This window comes from Lipingzhangella halophila (genome assembly GCF_014203805.1).
Lineage (GTDB): Bacteria > Actinomycetota > Actinomycetes > Streptosporangiales > Streptosporangiaceae > Lipingzhangella > Lipingzhangella halophila.
Genome location: NZ_JACHJT010000001.1, coordinates 5,569,839 through 5,585,467 on the forward strand (window position 1 = coordinate 5,569,839; position 15,629 = coordinate 5,585,467).

A 15,629-nucleotide genomic window follows, 5' to 3' on the forward strand; every position below is an offset into this window, starting at 1 on the left:
CGGCTGCCCGCAGATCCAGGCAACCTGAGCTGTGAACATCGGGGGCACCTGGAACTCCCTTCACGCTATGGGCCGGTAGCTCAGCAGGTTAGAGCATGGGACTCATAATCCCTGAGTCGCGGGTTCGAGCCCCGCCCGGCCCACCCTCCTTGAGCACAGAAAAGCGCCGCCGACCTGAGGAAACAGGCCGACGGCGCGGTGTTGTCATGTACGGCTGGCTACGAGGGCTGGCGGTCACATCCGGTTGAGTGTGCCGAAGGCACGCCGAAAGTTCCTGTCGTCTTAGAAGTCGTTGAACCCATCCTTTGCGCATCGGCAGAGCCGCCTCCGCAACCGTCGCCGCGCCGGAGCGATTCGACCGGGTCGAGCTGGAGCTGGCGAGCGACTACCTGCCGAAGATCGATGCCCGCTCGGAACGGTGCGGGACGATCCCGCGTGGTCCAGGGCGTCGTTCTTTCTGATTCGCTCAGTCTCTGTAGTGGATGGCGAGGTCGGTGCGTCCGGGGTGGACATCCTCGTGGAGGGCCCGGGTCTCCCGGTCATAGTCTCCGTCCAGCAGCCGGCGGAATGGGCGGCTGCGCTCGCCGGACAGGCCGGCGATCCGCTTGATGAGGCGCTCGGCGTGCTGCTGGCGTCCCGCACCGTCAATGCCGTCCGCGTCGTAGACCACGTGAAGGTCCAGCACTTCGATCCCCACGTACCACAGGGCGCCATGGGTGAGCGGGAACAGCAGCGACTCCAGATCGCCGCTGACGCCGCGCGGCCCCAATGTGCGCTGGTCATCGCCGGCGGTGACGATGATGAGCGCCTTCCGTCCCATCAAACGCCCGTCCCCGTACCGGCGCGGCAGACCTGTGGAGTCATCGAGCTCACCCTGGGCGAACCCTGTCTGCAGCACCCGGTCGACCCACCCCTTCAGCATCGCCGGAGGTCCGTACCACCAGAGCGGGAACTGCAGCACCAGCAGCTCGGCGGCGGCGAGTCTCTCCTGTTCCCGCCTCACCTCGGGCTCTACCTCTCCCCGTTCATAGGCCTCGCCCGTGAGCTCAGCGAGGTTTCCGGGGACTCCGGACAGGCCGCCCAGGTCGCGCTCGCTGAGCGCCGGGTCGAACCCGTCAGCGTAGAGGTCGGAGACGGTCACCTCATACTGTTCGGACAGTGCGGCGCTCCCAGCGCGGATCAGGTGCCGGTTCAGCGAATCGTGTCGAGGGTGGGTGTAGACCCAGTGGGCACGGCCTGGCGTCGGCTCATGAAAGGAGTTCATGCGCCCATCACACACGATTCCCGTGAGACGGAGAATCGCCAGCGGTCTCATATGGATAATCCACCGTCTAACGTGGCATGGTGGACACCTTGACTGATGTGCTCAACCACATCCGATCATCTGGAGCGCTGCTGGGCCGGACTTTGGCAAACCCGCCCTGGTCCGCCACGTTCGCGGAACGAGCTTCCCTGTCCCTGGTCACGATGCTCCGCGGCCACGCATGGATCGTGGACGGCACCGAACCCCACCGGCTGAAGCCCCAAGACATAGCGGTCATCGTCGGCCCGGCCCCCTTCGACGTGACCAGCGCCCCTGAGGCGAGCCCCGCGCCCATGTACATCCAGACCGCGAACGGCGTCTGCCTTGACGCCGCGGGCAATGCCGCAGACAGCATCGCGTTGGGCACTCGTACGTGCGGAACGCAGCTGGATGCCGATGACGCCATGCTGACCGGATCCTTCACCGTCACGGGACGCGTGGCCGACCGCCTGTTGAGTGCCCTGCCGCGCGTGCTGGTGGTGCCGCGCGCGGTCCAGAGAACCGCGGCACTGCAACTGCTGGAGGACGAGATCCTTCGCGACGAGCCTGGCCAGCAGGCCATTCTGGATCGGCTGCTGGATCTGGTGCTGGTCGGCGCATTGCGCGACTGGTTCGCAATCCCCGAAGCGAAGGCCCCCGGCTGGTATCAGGCAAGCTCAGATCCGATAGTGGGGGCCGCGCTCGCGGCCATCCATGATGCTCCTCACCAGCCATGGACCATTGAACTGCTGGCTCGTCAGGCTCATGTCTCGCGCGCCACGCTGGCACGGCGATTCACCGACCTGCTGGGAGAGCCCCCGATGTCCTATCTGACCAGCTGGCGGCTGTGCGTGGCCGCCGATCTCCTCGCGCGCGATGACACCACGGTCGAGTCCGTCGCGCGCGAGGTCGGCTATTCCAGCTCCTACGCCCTGAGCACAGCCTTCCACCGCGAGTACGGCCTCCGCCCCAGCCAGTACCGTCGCGCGTCGGCCGGGTAGCGAAGAGCCCGGAACTGACAGATGTTGGCCGGAAGCAAAGTAGGTAACGCACGTTTTCCACGGGTGCACGCGTACCCCCAGGGTCCAGGTCAGACCTCACCGGTGGTCGTCGACGTGTGCCTGCGCGGTTTCCCGCACGCGGAGCGGATCCTCGATCTTGGGGGTGGCCACGGTGAGCACGCGCGCGAGTTCGCCCGGCGCGGGCGGCGCCCGACAGTGCAGGACCTTACCCGGGTGGTTGACGAGGCGCGGACACGCAACGACCTCCAGGAGGAGGGTGTGGAGCTGTTCGCCGGCGACCTCGCCACGACCCTCGCGCCGGGACCGTTCGACCTCGTGTTCTGCTCAACGGTGACCAACATGGCGGCTGCGGACGGTCGTCAGCCCGGAAGGCGGTGTGGCGATCGTCAGCTACATGCGCGGCCGCGACCAGGTGTCGGCGGGCTTCGGGCTCCAGATGCTGGTGTGGACCGACGTCGGTGACGCGCACAGCGCCGGGGACTACCCGGCCTGGCCCTGGCCGAACGCCGGGCGGCGGCCGCCAGGGGGCGGAGCGATCCGCGGTCCGTACCAGGGGTGTGTCATGCCCTCCGGCGTGGTGGGCCGTGCGGTCCCGCAGCCGTGAGCCGATCAGGCCGGACCAGCGCCGGATCGCGGCGGCGTGACGGAGCAGTGTCGTGTGCTCGGCCCCCGTGGAGCTCCGGATGCGAACGCGTGCCGTCCGTTGTGGTCCGCGGTGAGGATCCCGTAGGCGACCAGCTGGCCGAGCACCGCGCGCAGCGCCCCTTCGTCAAGGTCGCACCGCCGCGCGAGCTCGCCGGGTGTGCCCGGAAGTTCCGCCAGGGCCCCGCTGGTCGCACCGGCCTCGTAGGCGAGGACCATGCGCCAGTCGGCCAGCTCGCCGGGCGGGGCGAGGAACGAGAGGTCCGTCCGCCCCTGGTGTTCCCCGCCTCGGTCCGGATCCGGCGCTTCGGCGTCGTGGCGCCGGGACTCCTGGCGGAGCTCGTTCATCGTGGCCGTCCCTTCGGATGCGTTCCGGATGCGTCTAGGTCGTGTTTTTGAACGGGTGAGGTCGCGTAGCCAGATCCGGATCGCGGCGAGCTGGACCGTGCCGTCATAGACCGCGGCCCGCTTGTCGTATCTGGTCGCCACCGCACGGTTCTGCTTGAGCAGGTTGATCGCCCGCTCCACGGTGTTGCGGCCGCGGTAGGCCCGCCGGTCGAAGGCCGGGGGCCTGCCGCCCGCCGAGCCTTTGCGCCTGCGGTGGGCCTGCTGGTCGGCGGGTTGGGCGATGGGCGCCGTGATCTTGCGTCGGCGCAGGTGGGCCCGGTTGGCGCGCGAGGAGTAGGCCTTGTCGCCCAGCACCCGGTCCGGGCGCGTGCGCGGGCGACCGACGGTGCGGGGCAGCCGCAGGTCGCCCATCAGCGGCGCGAACATCAAAGCATCGCCCCGCTGGCCGGGGCTGGTGCGGATCGCCAGGGGGCGGCGGTGCTGGTCGGCCAGCAGGTGGATCTTGGTGGTCAGTCCGCCCCGGGAGCGCCCCAGTGCCTCCGATCCGTCCGATTCCTCCCGCACGTGGTCCCCTTTTTCGCCGCTCCGGCGGCGTGCTGGTGGGCGCGCACGCTGGTGGAGTCGATCCCGGCGGCCAGCTCCTCGCCGGAATCGGCGTCGATGCGCAGCCGATCGGCGATGCGCTACCAGGTGCCGTCGTTGGACCAGCGGCGGTGGCGCCCGGCCGCGGTCTCCCAGGGGCCGTAGCGCTCCGGCAGATCGCGCCAGGGGATGCCGGTTCTGATGCGGTAGAGGATCGCGTTGATGATGCGGCGGTGCTCGGCCCATTGGCCGCCTTTGGGCGGGTTGTCGGGCATGAGCGGGGCGAGCAGGGCCCACTCGGCATCGGTGAGTTCGAAACGACCGGACACGGCCCTCGAGTGTGCCAGCGCGGGCCCTGCCTCGCTCCCGATTCCAAAAAACAGGACCTAGTACTGCAACGACAGGTTGTGAGGTTGGCGTCTGCGGTAGTGGCTTTCGCGGGCTCGCTGCTGGGCGCGCCGTCTCCATTCCGACCATTTCGGCACGTGATCAGCGCTACGTGCGATGTGTACGGTCAGGCGGTTCCATAAACGGCGGGTCTCGTTGATACTGAGGGGAATCAAGGACGCGGTCGGGTCGCGCTCTGATCCCCTTTTTTCAGCGCCTGGCGCAGCCGGAGGAGAAATGCCGAGGCGGCCATGGACAGTGTGATGTGGCGATACCAGGCGCGGTAGCCACGCACTTGGTAGTGGTCCAGCCCGGTTTCGTTCTTGGCCGCCTGAAAGCACTCCTCGATCGCCCACCGGGACCCGGCCACGCGCACCAGTTCCTCTACTGTGGTGCTCTCGTCGGCGAAGCAGATGTAGTAGGCGAGGTTATCGGGGTCGTTGACGTTCCTGCGGGCAAGGAGCCAGTGGGCCTTTCCTGGCTCGCGCAACGGCCGGATATCAGCCGAGGCCCAATCATAGACACGTGTCCCATGGGCGCCCTCACCGCAGCTCAGGCGGTGCCATGTCTCCTCGCCGAGACCGGCAATCAGACGGTCGGCGCGAGACTGCCCAGATCCATCGTGATCACCATCTGCGATTTCGGTACGGCGACCACATGGGCGATCGCGCGTTCTTCCATCCATCGCCGTAGGCGGCTGACTCCGCCATAGGCCTCATCTGCCGTGACCCATCCGAAGGGAACTCCCGCTTCCACCGCCCTTTTCAGTAGAGCCTGCCCCAGATCGGGCTTGGTGGCGAAGGCGATATCGTCGCTGATTCCCGCCGCCCGGCACCGTTGGCGGTCCTCGGTCCAGGCGGAGGGAAGGTAGAGTTCCCGGTCGATCAGCGCCCGCCCCTGTGGTCCCGCATACGCGAGGAACACACCGATCTGGCAGTTCTCGATCCGCCCGGCGGTTCCAGAGTACTGGCGGGCCACCCCGGCCGATCTCGCGCCCTTCTTGAGGAACCCGGTGTCATCGAGAATGAGCACACCATTGTCGGCATCACCGATGGTCTCGGCGACACATGTGCGAATATCGTCGCGCAGGCCGTCGGTGTCCCAGGCATAGAAGTTCAGCAGACGCTGCAGGCGCTGGGGGCCATGCTCGCCGGCCGTCTCAGCCAGAGTCCAGCCATTCTTGCGTTCGAGTTCGCTGAGCAGCCCGCGCAGGTAGGAGGCCGCCTGGCGGCGGGACTCCACACGAGGGAAACGGTGAGCAAAGCCAGCGAGGAAGTCGAAGAACTCCCGCGACCACGTTTCAAGATCAGTCACGACCACCCACGAATACCTACCGTGAGTGGCCACAACATCGCAACCTGTCGTTGCAGTACTAGTCGACGCGCTCATCGACGCTGATGCCGACGTCGACATGCTCGTCGTCCCGGGCGTCGAGCACACCTTCCAGGGCAGGTACCACTACGTCACGCGGCGCACCTGGGACTACCTCGTGCGGCACCTGCACGGCACCGAACCCCCGACCTACCGGCTCGCACCGTTCCCCCCGATGCCCGACTGGGCCGTCCAACCATCCGGCTAAGCCCTGAGCAGCGGACGCGGACGCCACTCTCGACGAGCCCGACTTACGAGACGTCCGGCCACGGCCAAGTGCTGCTGTCCGCGCTCGGGTTCGTCGGGGTAATCTGGCTCTTCGCAGTTGAGCGTGGTCGTGTCGTGACGCAAGACGGCTCGTGCCCTTGCTGAGGATGGGTGTTGTCAGACATCCAGCTTCAGAAGGACAGGAGCCGTGATCGAGCATATGTGCTCGCAGCCGCGCGATGGGCGTGAGGCTGCCAGCATCGTCTTCAACATGCCCGGATACGACATCATCGACGCCGTCGACCTGCCCTTGGGCGGCCGACAGGTGGTGTTCCAGGCCCGCGAGTGGGACGGGGCCTGTCCGGGCTGCGGGGTGCTCTCTGACCGGGTCCACGCCTGGGCGCGACAGCACGTCAAGGACCTCCCCTGTGGTGGGGACGCGGTCGAGGTGGTGGTGCGCAAGCCGCGGATGGTCTGCGTCAAGCCGGCCTGCCCGCGCAGAACGTTCACCCAGGCCACCGACGAGCTCCCGCCCCGGGCGCGGTGCTCGCGGCGGCTGCGCGAGCAGCTGGTCGAGGCGGTGATCGACTCCGGCCGTGCCGTCGGCGAGGTCGCCGCCGCCTTCGGCGTGGCCTGGTGGACGGTGCAGAACGCGATCGATGCCGCCGCGATGACCCTGCCCGATGCGGGCACTGTGGCGGTTCGTGAGCTGGGCATCGACGAGCACCGCTTCGCCCGCGCCCGGTTCTTCCGCGACCCGGAGACCCGCTCATGGCGGCGGATCGAGCCGTTGCGGGTCATGACGTTGTAGGCCCGGCGCTTGGGATGAATGAACGGGTCTCATACCTCGACGTTCCTTCGTGTCGTCGGCGCCTCACCCGCCCGCTACCGGGCCGAGGAACGCCGACGCGAGCCCGCCCTGGTCGGCGCCTGACCGCGGGCGCTCGGCGCGCCCGCGGTGAGGGTCCGGGCGTCATGTCACGACGCCTCCGAGGAGCGCCCTCCCAGGTGCTTCGCCAGGAAGCTCTCGAGCCTCCTGTACAGCTCGATGTTGCTCTCGGGGTTGATGAACCAATGCCCCTCGGTCTCGTTGAGCAGGTACTCGACCTCGCGGCCGCGGTCGCGCAGGGCCTCGGCGACGCGATCGGAGTTGCGCCGGTGCACGCGGACGTCGTTGGCGCCGTGGATCAGCAGCACCGGGGCGGTGATGTCCTCGACCCGGCTGATCGGGGAGCGGGCGAGCATGTCCGCCCTCTGCTCGGGGATCTCGGGGTCGCCGATGTGGCGCAGGTAGCTGTTCTCGACGGCACGGCGGGCGAAGGGGACCACCCCTTCGACGAGGTCGACGAGGTCGGACATGCCCGTGTAGCTGATCGCCGCGGCGAACCGGTCGGGGGTGAAGGCGGCTCCGACAAGCGCGGCATAGCCGCCGTAGGAGCAGCCGTAGATCGCGACCCGGTCCGGGTCGGTCAGGCCTCGGTCGATCGCCCAGTCGAGGGCGTCGATCAGATCGTCGTGCATGCGCCCGGCGAACTCGCCGATCCCCGCCTCGACGTGGGCCTTCCCGTAGCCGGTGGAGCCGCGGAAGTCGACCTGGAGCACCGCGTACCCTCGGTTGGCGAGCAGCTGCACCTCCGGGTCATAGCCCCAGCTGTCGCGGTACCAGGGACCGCCGTGTACGAGCAGCACCGTCGGCAGGTTCCGCGGCTCGAGGCCGACCGGGAGGGTGAGGTGGCTGGGAAGGGGCAGACTGTCACGGGCGGTGAGGGTCACGGGGGTGACCGGGGCCAGCTGCTCGGGGTCGAGATGCGGGAATGGGCGGAACAGGCGACGCGCCTTTCCGGAGGCGTGGTCGTAGAACCAGGTGACGCCCGGGTCGCGGTCGTGCGTGAACTCCACGACCCAGCGCTGTCCCGTCGTATCGGTGGAGACGTGGGAGAGGTCGCCGTCCGAGAGCTCGGTCAGGAGGGGCAGGATCTCGGCGAAGTGCGGATCAAGTGCGTGGATGTCCTGGCGGTCGCCGAGGTACCGGACGCCGAGCAGGTCGCCGGTGGCCGGATGCAGGATGAGTGACGAGGCGAATCGCGGATCCACCTCCGGCCGAGGAGTGTCCAGATCGAACACCGGATGGCTGTCGACCTCCGTCTCCTCCCCGGTCTCCAGGTCGAGGCGCGCCACCCGGGTGAGGTCCGAGCCGCGCGCGGACCCGATCCACAGCCCCATGCCGTCCGCGGTGGGGATCGCGGGGACGACGCCCAAGAGGATGTCGGACCGGGGGAAACGGGCGATCGTTCGCGTCTCGCCGCCGGTCCGCTCGGACAGCACGTGCTCGCCGCCCTCCTCGATCGTGAAGGCCAGCACCCGCCCCGGGACACGCAGCCAGGAGATCACGTCGCCGGAGCTCTCGGCGACAGGCGTGAGCTCCCCGCTCATGAGGTCGAGCTCGAAGAAGTCGATCAGGTCGGCACGGCGCTTGTTGAGCTGCACGAACGCCGTTCCGGGCCGGTCCGGCGACAGCTGCGCGCCCAGGAGGCGCACGCCCTCATACGGGGTCAGGTCGACCGCGGGCTGCTCGGGCCGCGCCGGGTCGACGCGATGGAGATGCCAGTTCTCATCGCCGTCGGTGTCCTGCTGGAACAGGAGGTGGCGGCCGTCGACGCTCCAGAAGAACCGGTCGATGTTCCGCCGGGTCTCGGAGGTGATCCGCCGGGCGGCGGGGGTTCCCGAGCCGTCCTCAAGGTCGGGTGCGGACCAGTCCGAGTCGGCGTCACGGAGGAACACGTTGAGCCGGCCGTGCCAGGGGGCGAGGTAGGCGATCCTCGTCCCGTCCGGCGAAAGCACGGCGCGGCTGCGGGTGGGCGGGGCGTAGAGATCCTCGACAGGGATCAGGGCGGGAACGGCGGTCATGACGGAACCTCCTGGTCGGTGGGTGCGGATGCACCAGTCGACCCCATGACGCCGCGTCGGGCTCAAGTGTCGTGCGGGTCGGGCCGCTCCCGTGCGACGCGCTGCTGGAGGGCGCGCACGACGCGGTGCTGCACCGGGCGGAGGGTGCGGGCGGCCAGCTGGTCCAGCAGCGCGGGGGCGAGGGGGTCGAGGGACGACATGCGCTCCGTGGTCGTCACGAGCGGTCGGATGTGCTCGACCCATTCATCGATCAGTGCCTCGACCTCGTGGTCCGGGGTGTCGGCGTCAAGGGCGTAGAAGCGCGCGGTCAGCGCGGCGGAGGCCGCCCTGGCGTCCTCCGGGACATCGAGCAGGGCGGACAGTCTTGCCGCGCCCTTCTCCCCGAGCAGGTGAGCGATCAGGATGAGCTGCTCGTGCTCGTACCTGACCATGTCCTCGGACACGCCCGGACCGGGCACCGCCTGCCAGGCGGAGAGCTCCGGCGGCAGGTCGGGCGGGGCTCCGGTGCTGCGCAGCACGTCGATGCTGGCGCGGCGGGCGGTGAGCCGCTCGATCTCGGCGGCGGCCTGGCGATCGAGCTGGTCGAGCAGCTCCTCGGCCACCGTGGGATCGTCCAGCACCTCGGGGAGGGCGGACAGGGGGACACCCAGCGCCGTCAGCCGCGTGATCCGCAGGAGGCGCACGAGGTGGCCGACGTCGTACTGCCGGTAGTCCCCTGATGTTCGCGGCGGCTCGGGCAGCAGTCCGATCTGGTGGTAGTGGCGCAGCGTGCGCACGGTGACGCCAGCCAGGTCGGCGAGTTCACTGCTGAGCATCGGGCACCTCCTTCAAGTCCAGGTCGCGCAGGGCACGCATACCGATCACGGCCAGTAGCACCACGATCCACATCCCGGTGACGCTGACCGCGGCCAGCAGTGGCGAGCCGAGCTCTGCGAGCACACCTGCCAGCCCGATCCCCGCCGGCGCGGCAACCGTCATTAGGGCCATCTTCACGCTGAGCACCCGTCCGAGGAGAGCGCCCGGGACGTACTGGACCTGCAGGACACCGGTGACCGCTCTGACCACGGAATTGCCGAGTCCCAGGGCTGCCGCCCCGACGAACACTACCGCCGGGGAGAGGAGGGAGGCCATCAGAGCGAATCCCACGGAGGTGGCGATGAACCCCGCCGACAGCCATGTCCGCGACGACAACCGGGCTCCGACGGCGCTGTAGATCGTCGCTCCGACCAGCATTCCGGCTGCTAAGACGGTGAGGACCAGGCCCAGCAGTTCGGGACGGGAGATGAGGTCGAAGTACACCGGCATCACCAGCCCTTGCAGTCCGCCGAGCGCGACGGCCAGACCGAGGACCAGGAAGGTCGTGCCCAGCAGGAATCGGCTCCTTCCCAAGACCAGCAGGCCATCCACGAGCTCCCGCATCAGGGGCCGGCGCGCGGCGCGGGAAGAGTCGACCTGCCCGAGGCGGCGCGGCAGCATCCGGGTCAGCACCGCTGCGAGCGCGGATGTCGCCGCCGTGATCCACAGCACGGCCATGGAGTCGACGGCGGCCAGCAGCACACCGGCGGCAGCGGGTCCGACCACCAAGGCGACGGAGGTCAAGGTCTGGCGCACGCCCACCACGCGCCGCAGATCGAGACCGGCGTGCCGGGCCACCATTGGAGCGAGGACCTCACGGGCCGTCATGCCGGGCACGTCCCCGAACGCGCCCAGGATGCCCAACACGATGAACCACACGAGGTCGAGACCCCACAGCATGTCCACGAGCGGTAGCGCCGCGATCGCCGCGGCGGAGATGACATCCGAGACCACCGATGCCGTAAGCCTGTTGATCCGGTCGATGATCACCCCGCTAAGAAGGCCGACCACGACAGAGGGGACCGCCGTCGCGGTCGCCAGGGCGGACATGCCCAGCGGGCTGCCCGTGGTCTGCAAGACGATCAGCGGCAGCGCCACCGAGGCGATGCCGTTGCCGAGCAGGCTCAGCAGGTGAGAGGCGTAGTAGGCAAGTGCGACGAGTGGCATGTGGTCAGCGAAGACCCTGACGTCACGTCGGGGTCAAGCACGAAGAGAACGGCTTGTGACCCGGCACTTCCCTCCCCGGGTCCCCTCCCGCGCAGGGCCGGCCCTCAGCTGCACTCCTCGTGCCGGGCCCAGTCCCGGGCGATGGCGACCACCCGGGCCCCAGAACGCGCGGCGAGCTGCACGGCGATCCGGCCCACTGCGCTGATCGCGGAGACGATCAGGACCCGTCGGCCGAGCATGGAGCCGAGCCGCCGCACGGCACGCAGGGCGCTGGTGGCGGGGACGGGAAGGGTGGCGAGGTGCTCGAAGGGGACGTCCGCGGAGCGGCTGCGGTCATGGCCCGCGGCACCGCCCGGCGCTGCGCCCAGCCGCCGGAGAGACCGAGGAAGAGCACCCGCTCCCCCGCCGTCGGCCCGGTCCCGTCGGCGGCCGGTTCGAGCACCACCCCGCTGCCGTCCCAGGCGGGGACCGTTCCCGCAGGAGCGTCCGCCAGACCGGCCAGGTCACCGGGGTTCGGGGCGATGGCCTCGACACACACGAGCACCTCGTGCGGCAGCGGGACCGGGTCGAGAGCCGGGGCGAACGTGAGACCGCCCGGGGTGTCGGGGGTCGTGGTCCATGCGAGCATGCGCGGGGCGTCCTGCCGTCGGTCGAGAACGGGAGCGGTCGGAGATCAGGCCAGCAGGCCCGGGTAGGCCCCATCCCCCAGGTCCGGATCGGGCAGCACACCCCGGGGGTTGCGGAGGGCGACGGCGCAGCCGCCGCAGCCCTTCGAGGGCCCTGCGCCGTCCGAGGTCGGTGGCGCGCCGTGAACGCACCCGCCTGGTCGCACTGGTCCACGTCGGTGCGACCTTCGAGAAGGGAAACTCGTCGAGCTTCCCGACGACCAGACCTACCACGAATCACGAGACCACCGACACGCCGCGTGAGACACCCGTCCACAGGTCTTGACAATTCCTCCGATCCTCAATGACGTGCCGTCGAGTAAGACTCGTCCTCAGGGGAAGTCGGTGCGCCGGCCGGGTGGCTGCTCGGTGGTTGCTCGGCGGATATGGACGCGAATGGCGCCGACTGACAGACTTTGGCAGGGACTATCACGTGAGCTGCCAATACTCTTAGCGGGCAGGACTCTTATGGTAGCCTGATTCGCCTGTGATGCCCCTGGTAGATGGGGTTTCAGCGGGCCCTTAGCTCAACTGGCAGAGCAATGGACTTTTAATCCGTGGGTTCAGGGCTCGATCCCCTGGGGGCTCACTCAAAATTCCAGGTCACGATGGGTTTATCCGGTTCGCTGACCAAAAATCCGCGCTGCGTGTGCTCCATGTGTGCTCCCCAGTTTGGACTCAGTCATCCGCGCAGGTCAGCGGGATAGAGGTCGACGTCGAACGTGCCAGAACCCTCGCTGGATGAGGGGTGACGGGCCGCGGAACAGTCACCCGAACGCGTGTGCACCACATGTGCAACACGACCGGGGAGCCCGTTTCGCCGCCTCCCGCACACCCGGGACGGGTGACTGCGTCCGGGAGTGCCACGACGATCACCTCGCCACGAAGGGCTCTCCTCCCAGGTGACGATTGATCCGGCAGGCCCACATGATCAACGGTGCCCCTCGGGGCACCCGCAGCTGACCACACACCACGCTCCGCCTCGCCCACAGCCACCCAACAAGCCCCGATCAGGACGACACCGTACGTCGGGGCGGCGAACCCCACACTGTGGCCCACACGCCGACAACAGCGGCCACCCGCCCCTGGCAGCGCCAGGGTGTCTCTCCCGGCCGGAAGCCCCGCTATGCGTGCACGCGCTCGCCCCGCCTGCAACGTGGACGTCCCGAAGGGTCGTGGACCCATGCGTCTCGCTTCGGCGCGATGAATCCCCTTCCCAGCACCAGCTGTCAATGTGTGGTTTCAGGAGGTCCCGAACTGCTCGTTCTCAGGACACGGTTGACCGTTGCGCGGCATGATTCTCGCTGGAGGGGAGACCGTGTCTGGGCTCATGGAGCGTGCCTGGATCAGCAGACCGTGGCGGAGTACCACTACCGGGCGGTGTGTGAGGTTCTGGGTGGGTCACCGATCGGCGAGGTTGCAGCGTTCGATCAGGCGGCGACGGCCCTCGATGGAGGTCTCGCTTCTCATCATCGCTGCCGAGGGTTTGCTCCCCTCATCTCACTCGGCCGTCAGCGTCAATAACCTCCCACCCCGCAGCATCTAGTCAGACGCGTTGTGTTGTTTGGCGCCCGCGGCGCGGACCTTGGCCGAGGGGTGGGTCGCGAGCCTGTGGCGCACCGCGGACAGCTCAACTTCGGGATGCTCGGCGAGTGCATCACCGAGGCGCAGCGGCAGCAGACAGCCGGGTTCGTGGCTGGTGGCGGTGCTGAGCGCGGCGGCGATCACAGGTTCCCGGGCGGGGTCCCGTGCGAGCAACCGCACAAGTGCATAGGCGGACGTCGCTCTCAGCGCGGTGGAGGTGTCCGTGCACAGGACGCTGAGGTAGGTGACCGCCTGGTCGCTGTCCCAGAGTGCGAACGCATGGCAGAGTTCCGTGCCGTGGCCCTGCTGGCGGAGTGTTTGGAACCGGGCGACGATTTGGGCGCCGTCAAGTTGGCCAGAGGCCACCTCCAGCGCGAAGCGGAGGCATTCGGTGTCGGAGGTGCCGTTGAATGCGGGCGCGGCCCGCAGATCCGAAGCGATGCCGCGGAGGCAATTCTGGACGAAGCCGGGGAGCTCGTCGAAGCGATGAGCGAGCAACCAGACGATGTCGTGGCGAATGCCGCGCGCATCGCGAGGGTCGTCCACGACGGCGAGGTCGGAGACGGCGGGTTCGGGCATGGCAGACTGGTGGTGCAACGGGGTTCCTGTGGAGCCGGAGAGTGATATCCCCCCGCTTCTACAGGAGCTCCGTTGTTGTATGTCAGGGAATGACCGCGACCGTCATGACGCCATGACCTGTACCAACACTCCGGCCAGACGACTTTGAATCAGCCCTGCCGTGGCCCCGTCGCTAGCAGAAGGGTTCTCCGCCACTCTCCTGTCCCGGAGAACTGGTTGGCTCCTGCCGGCGGTCGAAATTCAGTGGCACCAGCAAAGCACCGGTCGGCGTCAGCCAGTGATGGTGCCGCACTGCCTGAGAACCTCTCGCGGGTCCATGCGGTCCTCGCCGACCAACCGGTGGGCCACCTCGGTCAGGTACGCGTCGTGGTCGCGCGCATAGGCGCGCAGCGTCTGGAACGCCTGGTCCATGTCGAGGTCGCCGACATGGGCGAGCACCCCTTTGGCCTGCTCGATGGTGATACGGCCGTTGAGCGCACTCTGCAACTGCTCGGTGAGCACCTCGCCGTGGCGGATCGCGCGCTCCTGCAGGATGCCCATGGTGGCGACATCGGCCAGCGCCCGTGCGACGCGCGCATCGGCTTCGCCCAGCGCGCCGGGGCGCTGGTTGAACAGGTTCAACGTCCCGATGGTTTGCCGGCGCAGGCGCAGCGGGACCGCGTGTACCGTTGCGAACCCCTCCTGCCTCGCGTGGGGGACGAAAGTGGGCCACCGCTGGGTGGCGCCAGCCAGATCGGCCACGGTGACCGTTTCACCGCTGCGGAAGGCCTCCAGGCACGGGCCCTCGTCGGCCTGGAGCTGGAACAGCTCCAGCAGCCGTGTCTGCTCGGTGGAGGAGGCCAGCAGCTGCAGGCTGCCACGCTGGTCGCTCAGCAGGATCCCGGCCGTCGAGACATCCAGCAGCTCGACGCACTGCCCGGCGAGCTGGTGCAGCATCTCGGGGATGTCGTAGTCGTCGACCAGCGTCGCGGTCACCTGTACGAACGCCTGCAGCAACCGCGATTCCCGCTGCTGGCGTACGGGGACTGCGCTGTTCATTGGCCCTCCCTGGTGTGGCCGGTGCCCAGTCCGAGGATAGTCGGCTGCCCGCACCGGTTCCACCCGCGCCCCGATCGTCTGCCGTCTCAGCTGTCGAGTTCGGTGGGTGCCAGGCGGCGGGCGACGATATCGGCGGCGACTTCTTCGAGACCGCAGCCACGCGCGAAGGCGTAGCCGCGTAGCCGGTCCAGCGCGCTCGCGGCAGAGACATCAAGCGCGGCCAGGACCATCCCGGTCGCCTGGTGCACCTGCTCACGATCGCGGCTGAGGGACAAGATACCGTTATCGGCCGTGACCGGATCGGCCGAAATGCCTCTGAGGGCCAGCGCCGCGATATCCACCAGGTACAGGGCGGTGGTCAGTTGCACCGACGCCAGCCATCCCGGCTGCACACGGTACAGATCCACCGAGCCCAGGCTGATTGCACCGCTGAGCACGGGAAACGCGAAGATCGCGCCCACCTGCCGCTCGGTGACCGCGGCGGCGAAGACCGGCCAGGAAGCCGTCGCCGAGGCGGCCAGGTCGGGGGCGAGCACGGGGACGCGGCTATCGAAGGCCTCATAGCAGGGCCCCTCGCCGAAGTCGAACTGTAGGGACTCGATCCAGTCGCTGACAGCGTCGCTGGCGTACAGCATCTGGCGGCTTCGCGCGCTGGCAACCACCGAGACGGAAGCGCCGTCGATGCCCAGCAGTTCCACACAGGCCCGCCCCACCACCGCGACCGCCTCGAAACCGCCGGCATCGTCCCGCAGCGCTGTGTCGACGTCGGTCCGCACACGGCTCAGCGCTTGCGCGGGAACCCCGGAGCCGCTCACCGAGCGGCTTCCCGGGGACGATCGGCTGGCATCGGCCACCTCCGCAGCACCGAGGACGGCGTCGAGGCTCCGGCCGGGACCCACCCGGGCCGGTACGTCACAGGGTAGAGAACTCCCTCTCACACTACGCGCTTTACAGCGCCAGGCTCAGCCGTGGACGAGGTTGTGCCGCTTGCCC

Annotated in this window: 14 protein-coding genes, 2 tRNA genes and 2 pseudogenes; 7 read left to right on the forward strand and 11 right to left on the reverse strand. The window is 68.6% G+C overall.

What is annotated here, in order from left to right:
• Positions 1–69: 69 nt before the first annotated feature.
• Positions 70–143 (forward strand) — tRNA-Ile (locus F4561_RS25345).
• Positions 144–466: 323 nt separating this feature from the next.
• Here F4561_RS25345 and F4561_RS25350 read toward each other — a convergent pair.
• Positions 467–1,264, reverse strand: a complete 798-nt coding sequence (locus tag F4561_RS25350) for an NAD(P)H-dependent oxidoreductase (protein ID WP_184582348.1) — start codon at positions 1,262–1,264, stop codon at positions 467–469.
• Positions 1,265–1,344: 80 nt separating this feature from the next.
• On the opposite strand from F4561_RS25350, the gene F4561_RS25355 reads away from it, so the two are divergent.
• The 3 genes from F4561_RS25355 to F4561_RS25365 are packed head-to-tail and all read left to right on the forward strand — an operon-like array spanning position 1,345 to position 2,908.
• Positions 1,345–2,283: an AraC family transcriptional regulator gene (locus F4561_RS25355; RefSeq protein ID WP_446684983.1), complete on the forward strand. Its 939-nt coding sequence runs from the start codon at positions 1,345–1,347 to the stop codon at positions 2,281–2,283.
• A gap of 21 nt (positions 2,284–2,304) precedes the next feature.
• Positions 2,305–2,766 carry a class I SAM-dependent methyltransferase gene (locus F4561_RS34065; RefSeq protein ID WP_376773682.1) on the forward strand — a complete coding sequence of 154 codons (462 nt, stop codon included), beginning with the start codon at positions 2,305–2,307 and terminating at the stop codon, positions 2,764–2,766.
• A complete protein-coding gene (locus tag F4561_RS25365; protein ID WP_184584272.1) occupies positions 2,681–2,908 on the forward strand; it encodes a hypothetical protein in 228 nt (75 codons plus the stop codon). The genes F4561_RS34065 and F4561_RS25365 overlap by 86 nt, the downstream gene beginning before the upstream one ends.
• A gap of 449 nt (positions 2,909–3,357) precedes the next feature.
• Here F4561_RS25365 and F4561_RS25370 read toward each other — a convergent pair.
• Positions 3,358–4,151: pseudogene (locus tag F4561_RS25370) on the reverse strand (IS5 family transposase); the annotation flags it as partial.
• 284 nt (positions 4,152–4,435) lie between these two features.
• Positions 4,436–5,577, reverse strand: a pseudogene (locus tag F4561_RS25375) (IS701 family transposase).
• Between the two features lie 25 nt (positions 5,578–5,602).
• Between F4561_RS25375 and F4561_RS25380 the strand changes: the two are divergent.
• The gene (locus F4561_RS25380; protein WP_221445620.1) at positions 5,603–5,842 is read left to right on the forward strand and encodes a hypothetical protein; all 240 of its coding nucleotides are present in this window, start codon (positions 5,603–5,605) and stop codon (positions 5,840–5,842) included.
• 207 nt (positions 5,843–6,049) lie between these two features.
• The gene (locus F4561_RS25385; RefSeq protein ID WP_184582354.1) at positions 6,050–6,652 is read left to right on the forward strand and encodes a transposase family protein; all 603 of its coding nucleotides are present in this window, start codon (positions 6,050–6,052) and stop codon (positions 6,650–6,652) included.
• 167 nt (positions 6,653–6,819) lie between these two features.
• On the opposite strand, the gene F4561_RS25390 is transcribed toward F4561_RS25385, so the two are convergent.
• From F4561_RS25390 to F4561_RS25405, 5 genes are all read right to left on the reverse strand, one after another.
• Positions 6,820–8,748: a S9 family peptidase gene (locus F4561_RS25390; RefSeq protein WP_184582356.1), complete on the reverse strand. Its 1,929-nt coding sequence runs from the start codon at positions 8,746–8,748 to the stop codon at positions 6,820–6,822.
• Between the two features lie 62 nt (positions 8,749–8,810).
• Positions 8,811–9,563, reverse strand: coding sequence for a MerR family transcriptional regulator (locus tag F4561_RS25395; RefSeq protein ID WP_184582358.1), 753 nt, complete (start codon positions 9,561–9,563; stop codon positions 8,811–8,813).
• Complete coding sequence (locus F4561_RS25400; RefSeq protein ID WP_184582360.1) at positions 9,550–10,770, reverse strand: MFS transporter; 1,221 nt, start codon at positions 10,768–10,770, stop codon at positions 9,550–9,552. The genes F4561_RS25395 and F4561_RS25400 overlap by 14 nt, the downstream gene beginning before the upstream one ends.
• A gap of 104 nt (positions 10,771–10,874) precedes the next feature.
• The gene (locus tag F4561_RS33415; RefSeq protein WP_281384121.1) at positions 10,875–11,009 is read right to left on the reverse strand and encodes a hypothetical protein; all 135 of its coding nucleotides are present in this window, start codon (positions 11,007–11,009) and stop codon (positions 10,875–10,877) included.
• Positions 10,988–11,398 carry an alcohol dehydrogenase catalytic domain-containing protein gene (locus tag F4561_RS25405; RefSeq protein WP_184582362.1) on the reverse strand — a complete coding sequence of 137 codons (411 nt, stop codon included), beginning with the start codon at positions 11,396–11,398 and terminating at the stop codon, positions 10,988–10,990. The genes F4561_RS33415 and F4561_RS25405 overlap by 22 nt, the downstream gene beginning before the upstream one ends.
• Before the next feature lie 553 nt (positions 11,399–11,951).
• On the opposite strand from F4561_RS25405, the gene F4561_RS25410 reads away from it, so the two are divergent.
• Positions 11,952–12,024 (forward strand) — tRNA-Lys (locus tag F4561_RS25410).
• Between the two features lie 953 nt (positions 12,025–12,977).
• On the opposite strand, the gene F4561_RS25415 is transcribed toward F4561_RS25410, so the two are convergent.
• From F4561_RS25415 to F4561_RS25425, 3 genes are all read right to left on the reverse strand, one after another.
• Positions 12,978–13,598, reverse strand: coding sequence for a hypothetical protein (locus F4561_RS25415; protein WP_184582364.1), 621 nt, complete (start codon positions 13,596–13,598; stop codon positions 12,978–12,980).
• A gap of 270 nt (positions 13,599–13,868) precedes the next feature.
• Positions 13,869–14,636: a GAF and ANTAR domain-containing protein gene (locus tag F4561_RS25420; RefSeq protein ID WP_184582366.1), complete on the reverse strand. Its 768-nt coding sequence runs from the start codon at positions 14,634–14,636 to the stop codon at positions 13,869–13,871.
• Positions 14,637–14,722: 86 nt separating this feature from the next.
• The gene (locus F4561_RS25425) at positions 14,723–15,490 is read right to left on the reverse strand and encodes a GAF and ANTAR domain-containing protein (RefSeq protein ID WP_312885532.1); all 768 of its coding nucleotides are present in this window, start codon (positions 15,488–15,490) and stop codon (positions 14,723–14,725) included.
• Positions 15,491–15,629 lie beyond the last annotated feature (139 nt).

Coding starts and splice junctions, on each gene's coding strand:
- F4561_RS25350 (WP_184582348.1), bottom strand. CDS start 1,264: ATGAACTCCTTTCATGAGCCGACGCCAGGCCGTGCCCACTGGGTCTAC.
- F4561_RS34065 (WP_376773682.1), top strand. CDS start 2,305: ATGTTGGCCGGAAGCAAAGTAGGTAACGCACGTTTTCCACGGGTGCAC.
- F4561_RS25390 (WP_184582356.1), bottom strand. CDS start 8,748: ATGACCGCCGTTCCCGCCCTGATCCCTGTCGAGGATCTCTACGCCCCG.
- F4561_RS25395 (WP_184582358.1), bottom strand. CDS start 9,563: ATGCTCAGCAGTGAACTCGCCGACCTGGCTGGCGTCACCGTGCGCACG.
- F4561_RS25400 (WP_184582360.1), bottom strand. CDS start 10,770: ATGCCACTCGTCGCACTTGCCTACTACGCCTCTCACCTGCTGAGCCTG.
- F4561_RS33415 (WP_281384121.1), bottom strand. CDS start 11,009: ATGCTCGGCCGACGGGTCCTGATCGTCTCCGCGATCAGCGCAGTGGGC.
- F4561_RS25405 (WP_184582362.1), bottom strand. CDS start 11,398: ATGCTCGCATGGACCACGACCCCCGACACCCCGGGCGGTCTCACGTTC.
- F4561_RS25415 (WP_184582364.1), bottom strand. CDS start 13,598: ATGCCCGAACCCGCCGTCTCCGACCTCGCCGTCGTGGACGACCCTCGC.
- F4561_RS25420 (WP_184582366.1), bottom strand. CDS start 14,636: ATGAACAGCGCAGTCCCCGTACGCCAGCAGCGGGAATCGCGGTTGCTG.